The sequence below is a fragment of the Pseudomonas sp. 10S4 genome (genome assembly GCF_034344865.1).
Lineage (GTDB): Bacteria > Pseudomonadota > Gammaproteobacteria > Pseudomonadales > Pseudomonadaceae > Aquipseudomonas.
This window is the reverse complement of record NZ_CP133774.1, coordinates 1,899,542-1,925,301: the sequence shown is the minus strand read 5'-3', so window position 1 is coordinate 1,925,301 and position 25,760 is coordinate 1,899,542. Positions and strand designations below refer to the sequence as shown.

Genomic DNA, 25,760 nt, shown 5'->3' with positions numbered 1-25,760 from the left:
ATCACAGCAAATAGTAGCGCTGCGTCGGATGATGGCAACCGGAATGACCGTATGTCGGAAAGTTCAAAACAGGAACTGGATCACACGCTGTAGGACAGGTCGCCGCGTTAAATATCAATGTGACATTACTGGGGCGATTGTTTAGGATGGCACCCATAAGGTCAATAGTTTGGCATAAAGTTAATAACGAAAGAATATAGCCAAATTATTGACGGATCGTAGCGTCAATCTTGTGCGTTAATTTTCAAAAAGTACGTCCAGACTGCTTTGGCAAGTTCGCCATCAGGTCCATGGAAGTCAACTGAACGTGACACCCGGAGAGTCTTCAATGAGCAGTGTTGTTGCCATCGTCAAAAGCATTGTTGGTCAGGTTTTCGCGGTGTCCCCAGAGGGCGTCCGCCGCGTACTCATTGAAGGCGACCGGCTGTTTGTCGGCGATCAGGTAGACACCGGTGCCGCTGGCGCCGTCACGCTCGAATTGGCCGATGGCCGCACCCTGGACCTGGGCCGCGACACTCAGTGGAGTGGCACCGATCCGGACTCCACCACCAACTTGGCAGAAGCCACTGCACAAGCCGCGCCATCGGTTGAAGAACTGCAGCAAGCCATCGCTGCCGGCGCCGACCCGACGACTGCATTTGAAGCGGCCGCAGCCGGTCCGGCAGCAGCGGGCACGGGTGGTGCGGCCGGTGGCGGTCACAGTTTCGTGGTATTGGATGCAACCGCTGGCCGGGTAGACCCGACCATTGGTTTCCCGACCGCGGGCATCGGCTCTGCCGCGCTGGCCACACAAAACATCGTCGGTGCCCAGACCACCAACAACGCCACCGTCGTTAACGCCTCGACCCTGAGCCTCAGCGCCACGCCGACTATCACCGAAGCCGGCGGCGTACTGGTTTACACCGCAACCCTGACCCAGGCACCGACCAGCGACCTGACCATCTCCCTGTCCAACGGCTCGGTGATCGTGATTCAGGCCGGCCAGACCACCGGCACCGTCAACGTGACACTGGCACCACACGACACCGTCTATAACGACGCGACTCAGATCAACGTTACGGTCACTGGCACCACCGGTGGTGCCGGCATCCTCGTCACCCCGCCGACCGTGCCGGCCGTGACTCAGGTCACCGACACTATCGACACCACTACCGTCACCTTGACGGCGGGCGGCACCGTCACTGAAGGCGGGCAAATCACCTACACCGCAACACTGACCAATCCGGCTCAGACCCCGGTTACCGTGACCCTGTCCAACGGTTCGACCATCACCATCGACGCCGGCAAAACCACTGGCACTGTGAACGTTCCGACGCCAGCCAATGACGTCTACAACAACGGCAGCACCGTCAGCACCACGATCACCGGCGCAACAGGCGGCAATTTTGAGAACCTGGCCCCAAATCCGACGCCAGCGGTCACAACCATTACCGATTCGATCGACACCACTACCGTCACGCTGACAGCGGGCTCGACGGTCACTGAAGGCGGCCAGATCACTTACACCGCGACCCTGACCAATCCGGCTCAGACGCCAGTCACGGTGACGCTGTCCAACGGCTCGACCATCACCATCGACGCCGGCAAAACCACTGGCACTGTGAACGTTCCGACGCCAGCCAATGACGTCTACAACAACGGCAGCACCGTCAGCACCACGATCACCGGCACTACGGGCGGCAATTTCGAGAACCTGGCGCCGAACCCGGCCCCGGCGGTCACGACCATTACCGACTCTGTCGACAACACCGGGCTTACCCTGACGGCGACTGGCAGTGTTACCGAAGGCGGCCAGATCACCTACACCGCGACCCTGACCAACCCGGCTCAGACGCCAGTGACCGTGACCCTGTCCAACGGCTCGACCATTACCATTGAAGCCGGTAAAACCACCGGCTCGGTGCACGTCGATACCCCGGCCAATGATGTCTATCAGAACGGCAGCACCGTTAGCACCACAATCACCGGCGCAACGGGCGGCAACTTCGAACAGCTGACCCCGAACCCGGCTCCAGCCGTGACGACCATCACTGATTCGGTGGACAACACCGGCCTGACACTGACAGCCAGCGGCTCTGTCACCGAGGGCGGCCAGATCACTTACACCGCTACCTTGACCAACGCGGCGCAAACGCCAGTGACCGTGACGCTGTCCAACGGTTCGACCATCACCATTGAAGCCGGTAAAACCACTGGCTCGGTGCACGTCGATACTCCGGCCAATGACGTCTATCAGAACGGCAGCACTGTCAGCACCACAATTACCGGGACCACCGGCGGCAATTTCGAGAACCTGGTACCGAATCCAGCACCAGCGGTCACGACCATCACGGATTCGATCGACACCACCACTGTTACGCTGACAGCGGATTCGACTGTCACCGAAGGCGGCCAGATCACCTATACCGCCACCTTGACCAACGCGGCGCAAACGCCAGTTACTGTCACGCTGTCCAACGGTTCGACCATCACTATTGAAGCCGGTAAAACCACTGGCTCAGTGCACGTCGACACCCCGGCCAATGACGTCTATCAGAACGGCAGTACCGTCAACACCACGATTACCGGCACTACTGGCGGCAACTTCGAACAGTTGACCCCGAACCCGGCTCCGGCCGTGACGACCATCACCGACTCGATCGACAACACCGGCCTGAGCCTCACCGCGACCGGCACTGTTGTCGAAGGCGGCCAGATTGTTTACACCGCAACCCTGACCAACCCGGCCGGCACGCCGATGACCGTGACCTTGAGCAATGGCTCGGTCATTACCATCGAAGCGGGCAAAACCACCGGCAGCGTCACCGTCGATACCCCGCCGAACGACGTCTACAACAATGGCAGCACCGTCAGCACTACGATCACTGGCACTGCCGGCGGTAATTTCGAGCAACTGACCCCGAGCACCGAGCCGGCGCTGACTACCATCACCGACTCGAAAGACACCACGGGCCTGAGCCTGAGCGCGACTGATACCGTGGCTGAAGGTGGTTCGATTGTTTACACCGCCACCCTGACCAATGCCGCTGGCACCCCGGTAACCGTGACCTTGTCGAACGGCTCGGTGATCACCATCGATGCGGGTAAAACCACCGGCACCGTCACCGTCGCAGCTCCGGCCGATGACGTCTATAAAGACGCCGGCAAAGTTGAAGTCACCGTTAAAGATGCCGCTGGCGGCAACTTTGAGAATCTGGTGACCAATCCAGCTGCGGCCGTGACCAACGTCACTGATACCATCGACACCTCGACCGTTACGCTGAAGGCTGATCCATCCGCGGCTGAAGGTGGCACCGTCACTTACACCGCGACTGTGGGCCAGCCTGTGACTGGCTCGCCGGTCACCGTAACCTTGGCCAACGGCCAGACCATCACGATCGACATCGGCAAAACCAGCGGCACCGTGACCGCCATCGCGCCAAACGACGCGTTGAATGGTCATGCGCCACTGACTAACTCGATCACCGACGTTAGCGGCGGTAACTACGAAAACCTGGTGGCCGACAAAACCCCGGTTTCGACTAACGTCACTGACACCGTAGACACCACAACCCTCAGCCTGAGCGCGACTGATACCGTAGCTGAAGGCGGTTCGATTGTTTACACCGCTACCTTGACCAATGCCGCTGGCACCCCGGTAACCGTGACCTTGTCGAACGGCTCGGTGATCACCATCGATGCGGGTAAAACCACCGGCACCGTCACCGTCGCAGCTCCGGCCGATGACGTTTATAAAGACGCCGGCAAAGTTGAAGTCACCGTTAAAGATGCCGCTGGCGGCAACTTTGAGAATCTGGTGACCAATCCAGCTGCGGCCGTGACCAACGTCACCGACACCATCGACACCTCGACCGTCACCCTGAAGGCTGATCCATCCGCGGCTGAAGGTGGCACCGTCACTTACACCGCGACTGTGGGCCAGCCAGTGACTGGCTCGCCGGTCACCGTAACCTTGGCCAACGGCCAGACCATCACGATCGACATCGGCAAAACCACCGGCACCGTGACCGCCATCGCGCCTAACGACGCGCTCAACGGTCATGCGCCACTGACTAACTCGATCACCGACGTTAGCGGCGGTAACTACGAAAACCTGGTGGCCGACAAAACCCCGGTTTCGACTAACGTCACTGATACCGTAGACACCACGACCCTCAGCCTGAGCGCGACTGATACCGTAGCTGAAGGCGGTTCGATTGTTTACACCGCTACCTTGACCAATGCCGCTGGCACCCCGGTAACCGTGACCTTGTCGAACGGCTCGGTGATCACCATCGATGCGGGTAAAACCACCGGCACCGTGACCGTCGCAGCCCCGGCCGATGACGTTTATAAAGACGCTGGTAAGGTTGAAGTCACTGTTAAAGATGCCGCTGGCGGTAACTTTGAAAATCTGGTGACCAATCCGGCTGCGGCCGTGACCAACGTCACCGATACCATCGACACCTCGACCGTTACCTTGAAGGCTGATCCATCCGCAGCTGAAGGTGGCACCGTCACTTACACCGCGTCGGTCGGCCAGCCTGTGACAGGTTCGCCAGTCACCGTAACCTTGGCCAACGGCCAGACCATCACCATCGACATCGGCAAAACCAGCGGCACCGTCACCGCCATCGCGCCAAACGACGCGTTGAACGGTCATGTGCCACTGACCAACTCGATCAGCAACGTCAGCGGCGGTAACTACGAAAACCTGGTGGCCGACAAAACCCCGGTTTCGACTAACGTCACTGACACCGTAGACACCACAACCCTCAGCCTGAGCGCGACTGATACCGTAGCTGAAGGCGGTTCGATTGTTTACACCGCTACCTTGACCAACGCCGCTGGCACCCCGGTAACCGTGACCTTGTCGAACGGCTCGGTGATCACCATCGACGCCGGTAAAACCACCGGCACCGTCACCGTCGCAGCCCCGGCCGATGACGTTTATAAAGACGCCGGCAAAGTTGAAGTCACTGTCAAAGATGCCGCTGGCGGTGACTTCGAGAACCTGGTGACCAATCCGGCTGCGGCCGTGACCAACGTCACTGACACCATCGACACCTCGACCGTTACCTTGAAGGCTGATCCATCGGCGGCTGAAGGTGGCACTGTCACTTACACCGCGACGGTCGGCCAACCAGTGACTGGCAGCCCGGTTACCGTAACCTTGGCCAACGGCCAGACCATCACCATCGACATCGGCAAAACCAGCGGCACCGTCACTGCCGTTGCGCCGAACGATGCCCTCAATGGTCATGCGCCACTGACCAACTCGATCACTGGTGTGAGTGGCGGCAACTACGAAAACCTGGTGGCCGATAAAACCCCGGTCAGCACCACCGTGACCGACACGGTTGATACCACCACGCTGAGCCTTGGCGCGACAGACTCGGTCGCTGAAGGTGGCCAGATCGTTTACACCGCCACTCTGACCAACGCTGCCGGCACACCCGTGACCGTCACACTGAGCAACGGCGCTGTTATCACCATTGATGCGGGCAAAACCACGGGAACCGTCACCGTCGCAGCCCCGGCCGATGACGTTTACAAGGATGCTGGCAAAGTTGAAGTCACTGTTAAAGATGCCGCTGGCGGTAACTTTGAGAATCTGGTGACCAATCCGGCTGCGGCCGTGACCAACGTCACCGATACCATCGACACCTCGACCGTTACGCTGAAGGCTGATCCATCCGCGGCTGAAGGTGGCACCGTCACTTACACCGCGACGGTTGGCCAGCCTGTGACAGGTTCGCCGGTCACCGTAACCTTGGCCAACGGCCAGACCATCACGATCGACATCGGCAAAACCACCGGCACCGTGACCGCCATCGCGCCTAACGACGCGCTCAACGGTCATGCGCCACTGACTAACTCGATCACCGACGTTAGCGGCGGTAACTACGAAAACCTGGTGGCCGACAAAACCCCGGTTTCGACTAACGTCACTGATACCGTAGACACCACGACCCTCAGCCTGAGCGCGACTGATACCGTAGCTGAAGGCGGTTCGATTGTTTACACCGCTACCTTGACCAATGCCGCTGGCACCCCGGTAACCGTGACCTTGTCGAACGGCTCGGTGATCACCATCGATGCGGGTAAAACCACCGGCACCGTCACCGTCGCAGCCCCGGCCGATGACGTGTATAAAGACGCCGGCAAAGTTGAAGTCACTGTCAAAGATGCCGCTGGCGGTAACTTTGAGAATCTGGTGACCAATCCGGCTGCGGCCGTGACCAACGTCACCGACACCATCGACACCTCGACCGTTACCTTGAAGGCTGATCCATCGGCGGCTGAAGGTGGCACCGTCACTTACACCGCGACTGTGGGCCAGCCAGTGACTGGCTCGCCGGTCACCGTAACCTTGGCCAACGGCCAGACCATCACGATCGACATCGGCAAAACCAGCGGCACCGTGACCGCCATCGCGCCAAACGACGCGCTCAACGGTCATGCGCCACTGACCAACTCGATCAGCAACGTCAGCGGCGGTAACTACGAAAACCTGGTGGCCGACAAAACCCCGGTTTCGACTAACGTCACTGACACCGTAGACACCACGACCCTCAGCCTGACCGCGACTGATACCGTGGCTGAAGGCGGTTCGATTGTTTACACCGCGACACTGACTAACGCGGCCGGCACCCCGGTAACCGTGACCTTGTCGAACGGCTCGGTGATCACCATCGATGCGGGTAAAACCACCGGCACCGTCACCGTCGCAGCCCCGGCCGATGACGTGTATAAAGACGCCGGCAAAGTTGAAGTCACTGTCAAAGATGCCGCTGGCGGTAACTTTGAGAACCTGGTGACCAATCCGGCTGCGGCCGTGACCAACGTCACCGACACCATCGACACCTCGACCGTTACCTTGAAGGCTGATCCATCGGCGGCTGAAGGTGGCACTGTCACTTACACCGCGACGGTCGGCCAACCAGTGACTGGCAGCCCGGTTACCGTAACCTTGGCCAACGGCCAGACCATCACCATCGACATCGGCAAAACCAGCGGCACCGTCACTGCCGTTGCGCCGAACGATGCCCTCAATGGTCATGCGCCACTGACCAACTCGATCACTGGTGTGAGTGGCGGCAACTACGAAAACCTGGTGGCCGATAAAACCCCGGTCAGCACCACCGTGACCGACACGGTTGATACCACCACGCTGAGCCTTGGCGCGACAGACTCGGTCGCTGAAGGTGGCCAGATCGTTTACACCGCCACTCTGACCAACGCTGCCGGCACACCCGTGACCGTCACACTGAGCAACGGCGCTGTTATCACCATTGATGCGGGCAAAACCACGGGCACCGTCACCGTCGCAGCCCCGGCCGATGACGTGTATAAAGACGCCGGCAAAGTTGAAGTCACTGTCAAAGATGCCGCTGGCGGTAACTTTGAGAATCTGGTGACCAATCCGGCTGCGGCCGTGACCAACGTCACCGACACCATCGACACCTCGACCGTCACCTTGAAGGCTGATCCATCGGCGGCTGAAGGTGGCACCGTCACTTACACCGCGACGGTTGGCCAGCCTGTGACAGGTTCGCCAGTCACCGTAACCTTGGCCAACGGCCAAAGCATCACGATCGACATCGGCAAAACCAGCGGCACCGTCACTGCCGTTGCGCCGAACGATGCCCTCAATGGTCATGCGCCACTGACCAACTCGATCACTGGTGTGAGTGGCGGCAACTACGAAAACCTGGTGGCCGATAAAACCCCGGTCAGCACCACCGTAACCGACACGGTTGATACCACCACGCTGAGCCTTGGCGCGACAGACTCGGTCGCTGAAGGTGGCCAGATCGTTTACACCGCCACTCTGACCAACGCTGCCGGCACACCCGTGACCGTCACACTGAGCAACGGCGCTGTTATCACCATTGATGCGGGCAAAACCACGGGCACCGTCACCGTCGCAGCCCCGGCCGATGACGTTTATAAAGACGCCGGCAAAGTTGAAGTCACCGTTAAAGATGCCGCTGGCGGCAACTTTGAGAATCTGGTGACCAATCCAGCTGCGGCCGTGACCAACGTCACCGATACCATCGACACCTCGACCGTTACTCTGAAGGCTGATCCATCCGCGGCTGAAGGTGGCACCGTCACTTACACCGCGACGGTTGGCCAGCCAGTGACCGGCTCGCCGGTCACCGTATCGTTGGCCAACGGCCAGACCATCACTATCGATATCGGTAAAACCACGGGCACCGTCACCGCGATTGCACCGAACGACGCGCTCAACGGTCATGCGCCACTGACCAACTCGATTACTGGTGTAAGCGGCGGCAACTACGAAAACCTGGTCGCCGACAAAACCCCGGTTTCGACTAACGTCACTGACACCGTAGACACCACAACCCTCAGCCTGAGCGCGACTGATACCGTAGCTGAAGGCGGTTCGATTGTTTACACCGCGACGCTGACCAATGCTGCCGGCACACCCGTGACCGTCACGCTGAGCAACGGCTCGGTGATCACCATCGACGCCGGTAAAACCACCGGTTCCGTGACCGTCGCAGCTCCGGCCGATGACGTTTATAAAGACGCCGGCAAAGTTGAAGTCACCGTTAAAGATGCCGCTGGCGGTAACTTTGAGAACCTGGTGACCAATCCGGCTGCGGCCGTGACCAACGTCACCGATACCATCGACACCTCGACCGTTACGCTGAAGGCTGATCCATCCGCAGCTGAAGGTGGCACCGTCACTTACACCGCCACCGTCGGCCAACCAGTGACTGGCAGCGCGGTCATCGTGACCTTGGCCAACGGCCAAAACATCACCATCGACATCGGCAAAACCAGCGGGACCGTCACCGCGATTGCACCGAACGACGCGCTCAACGGTCACGCGCCACTGACCAACTCGATTACTGGTGTAAGCGGCGGCAACTACGAAAACCTGGTCGCCGACAAAACGCCGGTTTCGACTACGGTCACTGACACCGTTGATACCACCACGCTGAGCCTTGGCGCGACAGACTCGGTCGCTGAAGGTGGCCAGATCACCTACACCGCCACCCTGTCCAACGCGGCCGGCACACCCGTGACCGTCACCTTGAGCAATGGCTCGGTGATCACCATCGACGCTGGCAAAACTACCGGTTCCGTCACCGTCGCAGCTCCGGCCGATGACGTTTACAAAGATGCTGGCAAAGTTGAAGTCACTGTCAAAGACGCGGCTGGCGGTAACTTCGAGAACCTGGTGACCAATCCGGCTGCGGCCGTGACCAACGTCACTGACACCATCGACACCTCGACCGTTACCTTGAAGGCTGATCCATCGGCGGCTGAAGGTGGCACCGTCACTTACACCGCCACCGTCGGCCAACCAGTGACTGGCAGCGCGGTCATCGTGACCTTGGCCAACGGCCAAAACATCACCATCGACATCGGCAAAACCAGCGGGACCGTCACAGCCGTTGCACCGAACGACGCGTTGAACGGTCATGCGCCACTGACTAACTCGATCACCGACGTTAGCGGCGGTAACTACGAAAACCTGGTGGCCGACAAAACCCCGGTCAGCACCACTGTGACCGACACGGTTGATACCACCACGCTGAGCCTGAGCGCGACTGATACCGTAGCTGAAGGCGGTTCGATTGTTTACACCGCTACCTTGACCAACGCCGCTGGCACCCCGGTAACCGTGACCTTGTCGAACGGCTCGGTGATCACCATCGACGCCGGTAAAACCACGGGAACCGTAACGGTCGATGCACCAAAAGACGACGTCTACCTCGACGCCGGCAAGGTCAGCGCCACAATTACCACCGCGACCGGCGGCAATTTCGAAAGCCTCGTACCGAGCACGGCTGCGGCCGTGACCAACGTCACCGACACCATCGACACCTCGACCGTTACCTTGAAGGCTGATCCATCCGCGGCTGAAGGTGGCACCGTCACTTACACCGCGACGGTTGGCCAGCCAGTGACTGGCAGCGCGGTCATCGTGACCTTGGCCAACGGCCAGACCATCACGATCGACATCGGCAAAACCACCGGCACCGTGACCGCCATCGCGCCTAACGACGCGTTGAATGGTCATGCGCCGTTGACTAACTCGATTACGGGTGTAAGCGGCGGTAACTACGAAAACCTGGTCGCTGACAAGACACCGGTTTCGACCACGGTCACTGACACCGTAGACACCACAACCCTCAGCCTGAGCGCGACTGATACCGTAGCTGAAGGCGGTTCGATCATTTACACCGCCACCCTGACCAATGCGGCTGGCACCCCGGTAACCGTGACCTTGTCGAACGGCTCGGTGATCACCATCGATGCCGGTAAAACCACGGGCACCGTGACCGTCCCAGCGCCAGCCGATGACGTGTACAAAGATGCCGGCACCGTGCAGGCAACGATCACCAAAGCAACCGGCGGTAACTTCGAGAACCTGGCGACCAATCCGGCTGCGGCCGTGACCAACGTCACTGACACCATCGACACCTCAACCGTCACCCTGAAGGCTGATCCATCCGCAGCTGAAGGTGGCACCGTCACTTACACCGCGACGGTTGGCCAGCCTGTGACTGGCAGCGCGGTCATCGTGACCTTGGCCAATGGTCAAAACATCACGATCGACATCGGTAAAACCAGCGGGACCGTCACCGCGATTGCACCGAACGACGCCCTCAATGGTCATGCGCCACTGACCAACTCGATCAGCAACGTCAGCGGCGGCAACTACGAAAACCTGGTGGCCGACAAAACCCCGGTCAGCACCACTGTGACCGACACCATCGACACCACTAACCTGTCGTTGACCGCAACCAACACCGTCGCTGAAGGTGGCCAGATCACCTACATCGCCACCCTGACCAATGCGGCTGGCACCCCGGTAACCGTGACCTTGTCGAACGGCTCGGTGATCACCATCGATGCCGGCAAAACCACGGGCACCGTGACCGTCCCAGCGCCAGCCGATGACGTGTACAAAGACGCCGGCACCGTGCAGGCAACGATCACCAAAGCAACCGGTGGCAACTTCGAGAACCTGGCGACCAATCCGGCTGCGGCCGTGACCAACGTCACCGACACCATCGACACCTCGACCGTCACCCTGAAGGCTGATCCATCCGCGGCTGAAGGTGGCACCGTCACCTACACCGCCACCGTCGGCCAACCAGTGACTGGCAGCGCGGTCATCGTGACCTTGGCCAACGGCCAAAACATCACCATCGACATCGGCAAAACCAGCGGGACCGTCACCGCGATTGCACCGAACGACGCGCTCAACGGTCACGCGCCATTGACCAACTCGATCAGCAACGTCAGCGGCGGCAACTACGAAAACCTGGTGGCCGACAAAACCCCGGTCAGCACCACTGTGACCGACACCATCGACACCACTAACCTGTCGTTGACCGCAACCAACTCGGTGGCCGAAGGTGGTCAGATCACCTACACCGCCACTCTGACCAACGCGGCCGGCACCCCGGTAACCGTCACCCTGAGCAACGGCTCGGTGATCACCATCGACGCCGGTAAAACCACCGGCACCGTGACCGTCCCAGCGCCAGCCGATGACGTGTACAAAGATGCCGGCACCGTCCAGGCAACGATCACCAAAGCAACCGGCGGTAACTTCGAGAACCTGGCGACCAATCCGGCTGCGGCCGTGACCAACGTCACTGACACCATCGACACCTCGACCGTCACCCTGAAGGCTGATCCATCCGCGGCTGAAGGTGGCACCGTCACCTACACCGCCACCGTCGGCCAACCAGTGACTGGCAGCGCGGTCATCGTGACCTTGGCCAACGGCCAGACCATCACCATCGACATCGGCAAAACCACTGGCACCGTCACCGCGATTGCACCGAACGACGCGCTCAACGGTCATGCGCCATTGACCAACTCGATCAGCAACGTCAGCGGCGGCAATTACGAAAATCTGGTCGCCGACAAAACCCCGGTCAGCACCACTGTGACCGACACCATCGACACCACCAACCTGTCGTTGACCGCAACCAACACCGTCGCTGAAGGTGGCCAGATCACCTACACCGCCACCCTGACCAATGCGGCTGGCACCCCGGTAACCGTGACCTTGTCGAACGGCTCGGTGATCACCATCGATGCCGGTAAAACCACCGGTTCCGTGACCGTCCCAGCGCCGGCCGATGACGTCTATAAAGACGCCGGCAAAGTTGAAGTCACTGTCAAAGATGCCGCTGGCGGTAACTTCGAGAACCTGGTGACCAATCCGGCTGCGGCCGTGACCAACGTCACCGACACCATCGACACCTCGACCGTTACTCTGAAGGCTGATCCATCCGCGGCAGAAGGTGGCACCGTCACTTACACCGCGACGGTTGGCCAGCCTGTGACTGGCAGCGCGGTCATCGTGACCTTGGCCAATGGTCAAAACATCACGATCGACATCGGTAAAACCAGCGGGACCGTCACCGCGATTGCACCGAACGACGCGCTCAACGGTCACGCGCCATTGACCAACTCGATCAGCAACGTCAGCGGCGGCAATTACGAAAATCTGGTCGCCGACAAAACCCCGGTCAGCACCACTGTGACCGACACCATCGACACCACCAACCTGTCGTTGACCGCAACCAACACCGTCGCTGAAGGTGGCCAGATCACCTACACCGCCACCCTGACCAATGCGGCTGGCACCCCGGTAACCGTGACCTTGTCGAACGGCTCGGTGATCACCATCGACGCCGGTAAAACCACCGGCACCGTGACCGTCCCAGCGCCAGCCGATGACGTGTACAAAGATGCCGGCACCGTGCAGGCAACGATCACCAAAGCAACCGGCGGTAACTTCGAGAACCTGGCGACCAATCCGGCTGCGGCCGTGACCAACGTCACTGACACCATCGACACCTCAACCGTCACCCTGAAGGCTGATCCATCCGCAGCTGAAGGTGGCACCGTCACTTACACCGCGACGGTTGGCCAGCCTGTGACTGGCAGCGCGGTCATCGTGACCTTGGCCAATGGTCAAAACATCACGATCGACATCGGTAAAACCAGCGGGACCGTCACCGCGATTGCACCGAACGACGCCCTCAATGGTCATGCGCCACTGACCAACTCGATCAGCAACGTCAGCGGCGGCAACTACGAAAACCTGGTGGCCGACAAAACCCCGGTCAGCACCACTGTGACCGACACCATCGACACCACTAACCTGTCGTTGACCGCAACCAACACCGTCGCTGAAGGTGGCCAGATCACCTACATCGCCACCCTGACCAATGCGGCTGGCACCCCGGTAACCGTGACCTTGTCGAACGGCTCGGTGATCACCATCGACGCCGGTAAAACCACCGGCACCGTGACCGTCCCAGCGCCAGCCGATGACGTGTACAAAGATGCCGGCACCGTGCAGGCAACGATCACCAAAGCAACCGGCGGTAACTTCGAGAACCTGGCGACCAATCCGGCTGCGGCCGTGACCAACGTCACTGACACCATCGACACCTCAACCGTCACCCTGAAGGCTGATCCATCCGCAGCTGAAGGTGGCACCGTCACTTACACCGCGACGGTTGGCCAGCCTGTGACTGGCAGCGCGGTCATCGTGACCTTGGCCAATGGTCAAAACATCACGATCGACATCGGTAAAACCAGCGGGACCGTCACCGCGATTGCACCGAACGACGCCCTCAATGGTCATGCGCCACTGACCAACTCGATCAGCAACGTCAGCGGCGGCAACTACGAAAACCTGGTGGCCGACAAAACCCCGGTCAGCACCACTGTGACCGACACCATCGACACCACTAACCTGTCGTTGACCGCAACCAACACCGTCGCTGAAGGTGGCCAGATCACCTACATCGCCACCCTGACCAATGCTGCCGGCACCCCGGTAACCGTCACCCTGAGCAACGGCTCGGTGATCACCATCGACGCCGGTAAAACCACCGGCACCGTGACCGTCCCAGCGCCAGCCGATGACGTGTACAAGGATGCCGGCACCGTCCAGGCAACGATCACCAAAGCAACCGGCGGTAACTTCGAGAACCTGGCGACCAATCCGGCTGCGGCCGTGACCAACGTCACTGACACCATCGACACCTCAACCGTCACCCTGAAGGCTGATCCATCCGCAGCTGAAGGTGGCACCGTCACTTACACCGCGACGGTTGGCCAGCCTGTGACTGGCAGCGCGGTCATCGTGACCTTGGCCAATGGTCAAAACATCACGATCGACATCGGTAAAACCAGCGGGACCGTCACCGCGATTGCACCGAACGACGCGCTCAACGGTCACGCGCCATTGACCAACTCGATCAGCAACGTCAGCGGCGGCAATTACGAAAATCTGGTCGCCGACAAAACCCCGGTCAGCACCACTGTGACCGACACCATCGACACCACCAACCTGTCGTTGACCGCAACCAACACCGTCGCTGAAGGTGGCCAGATCACCTACACCGCCACCCTGACCAATGCGGCTGGCACCCCGGTAACCGTGACCTTGTCGAACGGCTCGGTGATCACCATCGATGCCGGTAAAACCACCGGTTCCGTGACCGTCCCAGCGCCGGCCGATGACGTCTATAAAGACGCCGGCAAAGTTGAAGTCACTGTCAAAGATGCCGCTGGCGGTAACTTCGAGAACCTGGTGACCAATCCGGCTGCGGCCGTGACCAACGTCACCGACACCATCGACACCTCGACCGTTACTCTGAAGGCTGATCCATCCGCGGCAGAAGGTGGCACCGTCACTTACACCGCCACCGTCGGCCAGCCAGTGACTGGCTCGCCAGTCACCGTAACCTTGGCCAACGGCCAGACCATCACAATCGACATCGGTAAAACCAGCGGCACCGTTAACGCTGTTGCACCGAACGATGCCCTCAACGGTCATGCGCCACTGACCAACTCGATCACCAACGTGAGCGGCGGCAATTACGAAAACCTGGTGGCCGACAAGACGCCGGTTTCGACTAACGTCACTGACACCATCGACACCACCAACCTGTCGTTGACCGCAACCAACACCGTCGCTGAAGGTGGCCAGATCACCTACACCGCCACCCTGACCAATGCGGCTGGCACCCCGGTAACCGTGACCTTGTCGAACGGCTCGGTGATCACCATCGATGCCGGTAAAACCACCGGTTCCGTGACCGTCCCAGCGCCGGCCGATGACGTGTACAAAGATGCCGGCACCGTGCAGGCAACGATCACCAAAGCAACCGGCGGTAACTTCGAGAACCTGGCGACCAATCCGGCTGCGGCCGTGACCAACGTCACTGACACCATCGACACCTCAACCGTCACCCTGAAGGCTGATCCATCCGCAGCTGAAGGTGGCACCGTCACTTACACCGCGACGGTTGGCCAGCCTGTGACTGGCAGCGCGGTCATCGTGACCTTGGCCAATGGTCAAAACATCACGATCGACATCGGTAAAACCAGCGGGACCGTCACCGCGATTGCACCGAACGACGCCCTCAATGGTCATGCGCCACTGACCAACTCGATCAGCAACGTCAGCGGCGGCAACTACGAAAACCTGGTGGCCGACAAAACCCCGGTCAGCACCACTGTGACCGACACCATCGACACCACCAACCTGTCGTTGACCGCAACCAACACCGTCGCTGAAGGTGGCCAGATCACCTACACCGCAACCCTGACCAATGCGGCTGGCACCCCGGTAACCGTGACCTTGTCGAACGGCTCGGTGATTACCATCGATGCCGGTAAAACCACGGGCACCGTGACCGTCCCAGCGCCAGCCGATGACGTGTACAAAGACGCCGGCACCGTGCAGGCAACGATCACCAAAGCAACCGGTGGCAACTTCGAGAACCTGGCGACCAATCCGGCTGCGGCCGTGACCAACGTCACCGACACCATCGACACCTCGACCGTCACCCTGAAGGCTGATCCATCCGCGGCTGAAGGTGGCACCGTCACTTACACCGCCACAGTCGGCCAACCAGTGACTGGCAGCCCGGTTACCGTGACCTTGGCCAACGGCCAAAACATCACCATCGATATCGGTAAAACCACGGGCACCGTCACCGCGATTGCACCGAACGACGCGCTCAACGGTCATGCGCCACTGACCAACTCGATTACTGGTGTAAGCGGCGGCAACTACGAAAACCTGGTCGCCGACAAAACCCCGGTTTCGACTAACGTCACTGACACCATCGACACCACCAACCTGTCGTTGACCGCAACCAACACCGTCGCTGAAGGTGGCCAGATCACCTACACCGCCACCCTGACCAACGCGGCTGGCACCCCGGTAACCGTGACCTTGTCGAACGGCTCGGTGATCACCATCGATGCCGGTAAAACCACGGGCACCGTGACCGTCGCGGCTCCGGCCGATGACGTTTACATCGACGCCGGCAAGGTCAGCACCTCGATCACCAATGCCACCGGTGGTAACTTCGAGAACCTGGCCACCAGCAACACGCCTGCCGTGACCAACGTCACCGATACCATCGATAAAACCGAAGTCAGCATCACCGGCAGCACCTCGGTGACTGAAGGCCAGACCGCCAGCTACACCGTCAACCTGACGCACCCGGCGCAAACCGACGTGACGCTGAAAATCGTCTACAGCGGCACTGCCACCGACGGTTCAGACTTCACCGGCGTGTACACCGTGAAAATCCCGGCCGGTGCCAGCACCGCCACCTTCAACGTGGCGACCCTTGACGACAAGATCACCGAAAACACTGAAAATTTCGTGGTCAAGATCGACTCGGCTACGGGCGGCAACTTCGAGAGCCTGGCAGTCAGCGCCACCAACGGCAGCGTCAGCACGACGATCATCGACAACGATGCGCCGCCGGTCATCGACCTCGATGCCAACAACTCCAGCGGCGCCACCGGTGCCGATTACAAGGTGACGTTCACCGAAGGCACCACTGGCCAGGGTGTGTCGATTGCCGACACCGACCTGAAAATCACCGACCCGGACAGCACCATGCTGACCGGCGCCACCATCGTGCTGACCAACCGTCAGGACGGCGATGCGCTGAACCTGGGCAACAGCGTCAACGGCATCACCATCAATGCCAACAGCACCAATGGCACTGTCACGCTGACCCTGTCGGGCAACGCGACGCTCGCTGATTACATGCAGCAGATCAAGAACATCAGCTTCACTAACAGCAGCCACGACCCAAGCACCGTGCCACGGATCATCACCGTGACCGTGACCGATGGCGGCAATTACTCGAATGTCGCGACCACCACCGTCAACGTGGTGGCCGTGAACGACGCGCCAACGGCTGCACCGGTTAACGTCACCGGCACCGAAGACACCCCGCTGATCCTCGGCTGGTCGACCTTCGGCGTCAGCGATGTCGACAGTCCGGCCGCGAGCCTGGGTGTGAAAATCACCGGCCTGCCGGGCGACGGCAAGTTGCAGTACCTGAACGGCTCGACCTGGACCGACGTCACCGTCAACCAGACCGTCACCAAAGCTGACATCGACGCTGGCAAGCTGCGCTTCACCCCGGATGCCAATGAATCCGGCACTAACGGCTACGGTGGCACTGGCCTGGGCAACAATCAGGCGGACTACGCGCAGATCAAGTTCCAGCCAACTGACGGCCAACTGCTGGGCAACACCGGCACGGTGAAAATCGACATCACCCCGGTCGCCGATGCACCGTCCCTGAACGTTGCGGACAACAGCGTCAAATCCACCGGACTGGTCAAGGAAGTCTGGACCGGCCTGTCGGGCCTCGGTACCGATGGCAGCGGCGCACCGACCGCCACGCTCAAATCGGTCATCGATGCCGCCGGTACGCCAAACACCATCGGCAACGTCACTAACGTGCAGTCCGACGGCAGCGTGGCCGCCGGTACGGCGTCGAAAACCTTCGGCCTGATCTACCTCGAAGCCGGCAAAACCTACACCTTCACCGGTACCGGCGATGACAGCCTGTTGGTGACCGTCGGCGGCAAAAACGTCGCGGCCACCACGTGGGGCGCGGGCGGTCAGTTGAGCGGCTCGTTCACCCCGACCACCAGCGGCTACTACACCCTGGACATCTACCACCACAACCAGAACGGCCCGGGCAGCTATGACGTCAACCTGTCGGTCAATGGCGGCACCGCCATCGACCTGAGCAGTGCCGGCGTGCCGCTGTACACCGGCGTGGCGGATCTGGCGGCGGCTGGCGTGACGGTTTCCGACCTGCACGGCACCAATGGCGAAGGCTACTACGACGGCTACAAACTCAACGAAGGCTTCGAAGGCACCAACGTTCACCTGTCCGCGATCAATACTGCACTGACCGACACCGACGGCTCCGAAAGCCTGAGCGTGAAAATCAGCGGTATCCCGGCAGGCTCGGTCCTTACCGATGGCGCCGGTCACACCTTCACCGCCACTGCGACCGCCGGCGAAGCCAACGTCACCGGCTGGAACCTCGGCACGCTGACCGTCACCCCGCCGACCTACTTCAACGGCCAGTTCAACCTGACCGTTACCTCGACTTCCACCGAGGCGCTGGGCGGTTCTGCCATCACCACGGCGCAGATCCCGGTTACCGTTTACCCGGCGACGTACAACGCGATCACCGCCACGGCAGCCAGTGACACCATCACCGGCACCGACGGCAACGACATCATGATCGCCGACATCGGCGGCCTGACCGTGGTGCCGGGCACCAACTACAACATCGCCTTCATGGTCGACGTCGGGCAGCATGAGGGCGGCGTCGATCAGCGCGGCCAAGGACTCGCTGACGTCGGTGTTCAACACCCTGAAGCAGAGCATGGGCGGCAACTCGGGCACCGTGAACATCTTCCTCGCAGACTTCGATACCCAGGTCAACAAGTCGGTGTCGGTCAACCTGAACGATCCGAATGCGCTGGCTACCCTCAAGACAGTCCTGGACTCGATGTCGTCCGGCGGCGGTACCAACTACGAGGACGTGTTCAAAACCACGGCCAACTGGTTCCAGAGCGCTGATGCCGTGGCTAACACTGGGGCGAAGAACCTCACGTACTTCATCACTGACGGCCAGCCGACCTACTACCAGAGCGGCGAGCAGACCAACCCGACGCTGTACGGCAGCGTGAAGCTCGACGATGTGGTGAAAACCAGCAACTACAAGACCGGCGACACCTTCAGCACGTACATCGACAGCACGCACTACTTCACCATCAGCAGCAACGGTGCGGCGCAGTTGCAGACGTACACGTCGAAATGGGGCTGGAGCACCTCCAACCTGGGCACCGTTCACGCTCAGGGCGACGGCACCTACGAGTTGTCGAACCTGGCGGGCAGCGGCAACAGTACCAGCCAGACCACCGTCGACAACGCCAACAGCAGCTTCGCGATACTGAACGGTCTGTCGCATGTCGACGCCATCGGCATCAACAGCGGTGTGGGCCTCAGCGACCTGAAACCATACGACTCGGACAATAACCCGCAAACCAACATCGACCCGAAAGACCTGGCCAACTCGATCATCGGTCACACCGAAGCGACGCTGCCAGGTTCCGACACGGTCAGCGGCGGTGACGGCAATGACATCCTGTTCGGCGACCTGGTGAGCTTCACCGGCATCGCCGGCGAGGGCTACCAGGCCATGCAGGCGTTCGTCGCCCAGCAAACCGGCGTGGACGTCAGCAAAGTCACCACCAGCAACGTGCACCAGTTCATCACCGAGCACTACACCGCGTTCGACGTGTCCGGCGCCCATGACGGCAACGACACGCTGCTCGGCGGCGCAGGCAATGACATTCTCTTCGGCCAGGGTGGCGACGACGTCCTCGATGGCGGCAAGGGCAATGACATCCTGCTCGGCGGCACCGGTAACGACACGCTGATCGGCGGTCCGGGCAACGACACCCTGATTGGCGGCGCGGGTGCCGACACCTTCGTCTGGAAGGCCGGCGACACCGGCAACGACGTGATCAAGGACTTCAATGCAGGCGAAGGCGACCGCATCGACCTGCGTGATTTGCTGCAGGGCGAGACCGGTAGCACCATCGACAACTTCCTGAAGATCACCACCGTTGATGGTGTGTCGTCGCTGCAAGTCAGCTCGGCGGGCAAGCTCAACTCCACAGACGCTGTGGCGGCGGCCCCGGACGTGACGATCAAACTGGAAGGCAACAACTGGTCCACCGCCAACATTCACTCGTTGATTGCCGGCAGTGACCCAACCATCAAAGTCGACCACAACAACACCTGATCCAACGTAAAACGGCCGCCCTTCTGGGGCGGCCGTCACGTTTGCGCCCATCTCACCGGTGACGATTGCGTCGCCGCACCGCATACTCGCCTGCGTTGGCTATGCTGCTGACAGCATGACGCCGGTCCATTTCTGAGGGATGCTCAATGTTTTACGTGCAACGCGATGCGCAAGGTCAATTGGTGCGCGTGGAAGCCGCGGCCTACGCCGAGGCCACGGAAACACTGCCGGCTGATCATCACGAAATTCAGGCCTGGTACGCCAACGAAGTGATGGAAACCAGCCTCAAACAGCTTAAGCAGAGCGACCTGGAAATGATCCGGGTACTCGACGACTTGATTCAGGTGCTGACCAGCAAAGGCGTGATCCGTGTCACCGACCTGCCGGCCGCCGCACAAGCCAAACTGATGGACCGGACCCAGGCCCGGGAAGCGCTGGGCGGGTTGAGCCATTTGATCGATGATGATGAGACGGGGTTGATCTAAGCCTCCGGTAAAAGCAAAAGATCGCAGCCCAACAATGCTAAGTGAGCGCTAAGCCTGGGGCTGAGTCTGAATCGGCGGCGATTCAAGGTGATCCAGCGCCCGCTCTACCAACAAATGAACCCCATCGGCCATTCGGCTAAGCGCCAACGCGACGCAACGGCGTGAGCCATCGACATCGTCTGCGAGGTCGGCGGCGATGGCGCTGATGGATAAAGAGTCTTCGGAGGCGTTGGCCAACAGGGCTTCAATGTCGACGTCGGGGGAGACGGTGAAGAGCTTGCCTTTGCGGGGCTCCGGGGGATTCGGCGTTACCTTGAACATGTTGTATCTCCATCTGTGTATTGGGAGCTACTACCGTTCGCTTGCACGCGAATAGGGTGGCAGCTGTGCGCGAGTGTGCAAGACCGGGCAGACGGACCCCGGCAGATAGTTCCCGAAAGAAAGATCTCCCACGCACAGCCGCCATAACAGAAACTACGAGCATCAGTTTGCTCGCCAAGTAACCATGGCGTTGCGCGTCGTCTTTTACCCGGACTTGCACGTCCGTGTCACCGATTTTTCAGTGACAAAGCCAGACTAGCCTTGGCTTTTGGACGAAACAAGTTCACCAACACCGCTACAACTTGAAGGAAATCTCCTAGGACCTTGTGGCGTCAGCCGAATACTCCGGCGCCTGTGCTGACGCCTTCGCGAGCAAGCCCGCTCCCACAGTTGATCTTCAGTGAACACATAATGTGTGAACGACTGAGCTCTAATGTGGGAGCGGGCTTGCTCGCGAAGACGGCCTCATTGACGACTCAACTATAAAGCCTTACTTCCAGGGCTTAGGCTCACCAAACAACTGCCCCTGAACCCCATACAACCCCATCTCGCGAATCACCGACAACTCGCCTTCAGTCTCGACCCGCTCGGCAATCAACGGCAGATCGATGCTGTGCGCTGCTCGCTGAATCGCCTCGATGAACAAACGCTTGTCACTTTCCAGATCAATCGCCCGAATGTAGCTGCCATCAATCTTCAAATACGCCAAGCCCAGTCGCGCCAGGTTACCGATCATGCTGAACCGTCCACCAAAGCGCTGCAGGCTCAGGGAGAACCCAAGCTCGCGCAGGCGTCGGGTCAACTGTTCCAGCACCGCTTGCTCCGGCAATTGCTCCTCACCAATCTCCAGGGTCAGCCGCTCACCCTGATCTGAATGCTGGCGCAGGATTTCAAAAATTTTATTCAGCGCCTGCGGGTCCGCCAGCGTCGCCGAAGACAGGTTCAGCGCCAGCGACTCTTCATGCCCGGCCATTTGCCCAAGCACCAATTCCAACATCAGCCGATCCAGTCGTGCCGTCCAGCCAAAGCGCTCCAGCCACGGCAGGAAACGCCCAGCGGGAATGGTCTGGCCCTGATCATCGATCAATCGCGACAGCACTTTGTAATGCAGCACCAGCGCGGTGTCCTGACTGGCTACGACCGGCTGGAAGTACAACTCAAACCGCTGCTGATTCAACGCCCTATCCAGCAGTTTGTGCCACGCATGATGGTCATCGCCGACACTGGCCGAAGCACTGTGATCCAGACACGCCCAGCTCTGTTCGCCCTGACCTTCGGCCTGCGCCAGCGCCTGATCCGCCAGCCCGAGCACCGCTTGCGGCGAGTCGCCATGAACAAATGGCGCCAACCCGATAGACGCCACGGAAGCCACGTCGGTCGCACCGGTCGCATGCAAACTGGCCAATGCGCTGTCGAGGTTCTGCGCCAGTTGCAGCGCTTCTTCACGCACCAGTCCCGGCGCCAGCACGGCGAATTCACCACCGCGAATCCGGGTGACGAGGTTCTGGGTTTCCGGGTACTTGGCACACTCGCGGGACAACTGCTCGCCCACTGCTTTCAACAAATCATCGGTGCGCTGACCACCCAGACGCTGGTTCAAACCGGCCAGATCCTTGACCCGCAACAACAGCAGATAACCGGAACTGGCCTGCTCCGGGTTGCTCACCCGGGCGTTCAATTGCATTTCGAAATAGCGTCGGTTGGCCAGGCCCGTGAGGTTGTCCTGATAGGACTCGATGCGCAGTTTTTCACTGCGCTCGGCCTGTTCCTGGAACAGCGCCTTGAGCTTCTCGACCATCTGGTTCATCGCTTGCACCACCCGGCGCAATTCCGGTGTGCGCGGCAGCTCCGGCAGGCTGAGGAATTCGCGACGGGCGATGGCGTGGGATTGCTTGACCATGTAGTCCAGCGGTTTCAATTGCCGGCGCAACAACAGCGCACCCAACACCGCACTCACCGCGCCACAGATCAGCAACCAGCCCAGGCTACCCAGCGCGCTCTGCCAAAGCTTGGCCAGGGCAAACATCGGATGGCTGACCACCTCGACTCGCGCCGCCTGCTCCCAGCCACGGCTGACCAGCGCATCACCACCCGCGGCTTCGAGGCCGATCAATTTGATGAACCAGTCCGGCACGTTGTTCACCGCCGGAATACCGCTGCGATCGACGATGGTTTTATCAGTCTTGAGGTCAACCACACGGATGCTCGCGTAGTAGCCGCTGTCGAAGATCGAACTGACCAGCAACTCGACCATCGCCGGGTCGTCGATGTTCGGTGTCAGGGACAGCGCCAGCGCCGTGGCCGCGTCCTGGGCGTGGGAACGCAACTGATTGACGTACTGGGTGCGCGAGCTCTCCAGGCTGACCATGAAGCTGCCGGTGAAGGCGACCACAAGGAACAGACAGATAGCGATCAACAGCTGTTTGAACAAAGACATCTAAGCGCGTGCTCCTAGTTAGTCGTCTCGACCGGAAATCCTTCGGCCTGCATTTTCTTCAACACATCCTGCCAACGGGACAGGCGCTTGGTGTCACCGACTTTCTTGTTGCCCTTGGCGCCAGGCAGGTACAAGCCTTCGGCATTGAAAGAGTAGACCGGCAGCAAATCGGTTCGCTGGCTGGCCGGCTTGATCTCGTTGATCAGACTGTCGAGCACCAGCGGCATGGCCTCAGGCGTCGAATAGTAGGTCAACACCATGTGCGCCCGGTTCAGGCGCAATGCCTTGACGTAGGTGATGCGCAGCTTGTCACTGGAAACACCGAGATGGCGCAGGCTGAAGTACTTGGCGATGGCGTAGTCTTCGCAGTCGCCGGCGCCCTTCCACAAGGCTTCGATGGGGGTTGCCCAATAATCTTCCTGATGCCACAGGTCGATGTCTTCTTCGTAGCGCATTTGCTTGTTGAAGAACAGATTGACCACTTTGAGCTGTTCCAGCTCGCCGACCTGTTTCTGGGTAGCCAACAAATGCTGCCAGGCATCGATGCGTTGCTGCCCCTCGCCCAAAGGCCCATACAACGCCTGGGCACGACGGCTGATCAGGGAAAAATCCCAATCGGCATGCAACCCGCCCAGCATGACGCCGGCCAGCAGCAGCGCGCAGCACAACCAGCGCAACATCCGAGGGATCGCGAAACGTACCGCCAATGCGAGGCATCCAGGGTAGGCAGGAGGGAATCGGTTGATGGTGAAGGTTAGCCCGACAAAAGACAATGGCACGGTGCAATCACTCACGACGCGCTAAACTTTGAATGGTGGGCGTCATGAAAAAATTCGTCCGCACGAGGCCGAGCCTTGAGACAATCCTCTACACGGTTTGACAACCTGTACAGCAGTCACTAGTGTCCATTTGGATCCAAAACCAACTTCAGTCAATCAGGGTGCGTTGTCGTGACACAGAAGCCCAATCCTCTGAACAGCATCAAGGTCAACGGGCCGATTCCCGCTCACCTGGCACGCTCGGTGATCGAAGAAACCCTGCGCTCAGCCATCCTCGACGGTCGCATTCCCTGCGGCACGGCCCTGCGTCAGCAAGATTTGGCCGACTTGTTCGGCGTCAGCCGCATGCCGGTGCGCGAAGCCTTGCGCCAACTCGAAGCGCAAGCGTTGCTCAATGTAGTCGCTCATAAAGGCGCCGTGGTCGCAGCGCTGGTTCAAGGCGATGCCACAGAAACCTATGAATTGCGGATCCTGCTGGAAGCCGAAGCACTGCGTCGTTCAATCCCTTTGCTCGAAGCTGCAGATTTCGAACTGGCAGCCCGCTACATCGACGAACTGGAAACCGAGCACAACTACACCGAGATTGGCCGGCTCAACCGCCTGTTCCACATGGCGCTGTACAGCAAGGCGCCAAATCGTCGGCTGTTACGACTGGTCGAAGACGGGTTGAACGAAGAAGAACGCTTCCTGCGTTTCAACCTCGAGGCGATGGGCCTGGGCAAATTGTCCCAGGAAGATCACCGGGAGCTGCTGCGAGCCGCCGAAGAGCGGGACATCGAACGCTCGGTCAAACTGCTCGAACATCACCTCAACCGAGGCGTCGAGGTCATCACGCGCTACCTCAATAGCACTGCCGCCCAGAGCAGGAAAACCTCGAAGTAAACCGCAACCACCCACGTGAGCGAGCACACTGAATGTGTTCGCCGCGCAGCTGCAACATTTGGCTGACTCCCGTCCTGGGCTACTCGGCGAATAATCTTCTTACAAATCCCCTTTTGCTCTTCCCGGGCCGGTATTGCGATGCCGCTCCTGCCGTTCTTGGCCCTGCCGTGTAATGCCCTCCCGAGCCCGATAATTGCACCCCAAGAATGACGCACCAACGATAGCGGCGGCCGTCGTTTACGCTCACTCTTGGGTCTGCCAACCCAATAATGACGGACGGCGCACCGCACCTGCGGGGCAGTCGCCGCACCAAGAACCTACGGAAGGAGTCTTGCCACGGGAAAGGAAGTAGATGGTGTATTCCCGGCCAACTTCCCCCTCAGATCAAACCAACGAACTCAGTTATAAAGTTGCTTTGAGTGAGGTATTCACTCTCTTATTCGATTCTGACTTATATAAGCCGGAAGGAGCAACTTCACCCCTATAAAACTCAAATAAAAAGTTTTATTGGAACTTGTCGCGCCCGCGAAAGTTGAACTTTCAAATAAAATAAAAATAACTTGCCGGGAACTTTATTGATGTATTAGTTTTTCTCCGCCGCTACCGGATCCGAGCAAGCAATGCTCAGGCACGAGTGCCCGCGGCGCTCTACCTGGAACTGTTCCACCACTCCTACACATCAATTCGATTGAGGCCT

At 59.9% G+C, this 25,760-nt stretch carries 6 protein-coding genes and 1 pseudogene; 4 read left to right on the top strand and 3 right to left on the bottom strand.

The window, feature by feature from the left end; translation table 11 throughout:
- The first annotated feature begins 328 nt into the window (after window positions 1-328).
- The 3 genes and pseudogenes from RHM58_RS08955 (at window position 329) to RHM58_RS08950 (ending at window position 20,644) form a co-directional block, all read left to right on the top strand.
- Window positions 329-18,928, top strand: a complete 18,600-nt coding sequence (locus RHM58_RS08955; protein WP_416195301.1) for a beta strand repeat-containing protein — start codon at window positions 329-331, stop codon at window positions 18,926-18,928.
- 508 nt (window positions 18,929-19,436) lie between these two features.
- A pseudogene (locus RHM58_RS33950) lies at window positions 19,437-20,159 on the top strand (calcium-binding protein); the annotation flags it as partial.
- 146 nt (window positions 20,160-20,305) lie between these two features.
- Window positions 20,306-20,644 (top strand): tryptophan synthase subunit beta, encoded by a 339-nt coding sequence (locus tag RHM58_RS08950; RefSeq protein ID WP_109627175.1) that lies wholly within the window; start codon window positions 20,306-20,308, stop codon window positions 20,642-20,644.
- Window positions 20,645-20,692: 48 nt separating this feature from the next.
- Here RHM58_RS08950 and RHM58_RS08945 read toward each other — a convergent pair whose 3' ends face one another.
- The 3 genes from RHM58_RS08945 to lapG form a co-directional block, all read right to left on the bottom strand.
- Complete coding sequence (locus RHM58_RS08945; protein WP_201192591.1) at window positions 20,693-20,965, bottom strand: DUF6124 family protein; 273 nt, start codon at window positions 20,963-20,965, stop codon at window positions 20,693-20,695.
- Between the two features lie 490 nt (window positions 20,966-21,455).
- Window positions 21,456-23,402, bottom strand: a complete 1,947-nt coding sequence (gene lapD / locus RHM58_RS08940; protein WP_322270115.1) for a cyclic di-GMP receptor LapD — start codon at window positions 23,400-23,402, stop codon at window positions 21,456-21,458.
- 14 nt (window positions 23,403-23,416) lie between these two features.
- The gene (gene lapG, locus RHM58_RS08935; protein ID WP_201192596.1) at window positions 23,417-24,109 is read right to left on the bottom strand and encodes a cysteine protease LapG; all 693 of its coding nucleotides are present in this window, start codon (window positions 24,107-24,109) and stop codon (window positions 23,417-23,419) included.
- Between the two features lie 243 nt (window positions 24,110-24,352).
- Between lapG and RHM58_RS08930 the strand changes: the two genes are divergently transcribed.
- Window positions 24,353-25,063 carry a GntR family transcriptional regulator gene (locus RHM58_RS08930; RefSeq protein ID WP_201255825.1) on the top strand — a complete coding sequence of 237 codons (711 nt, stop codon included), beginning with the start codon at window positions 24,353-24,355 and terminating at the stop codon, window positions 25,061-25,063.
- Window positions 25,064-25,760: the final 697 nt, after the last annotated feature.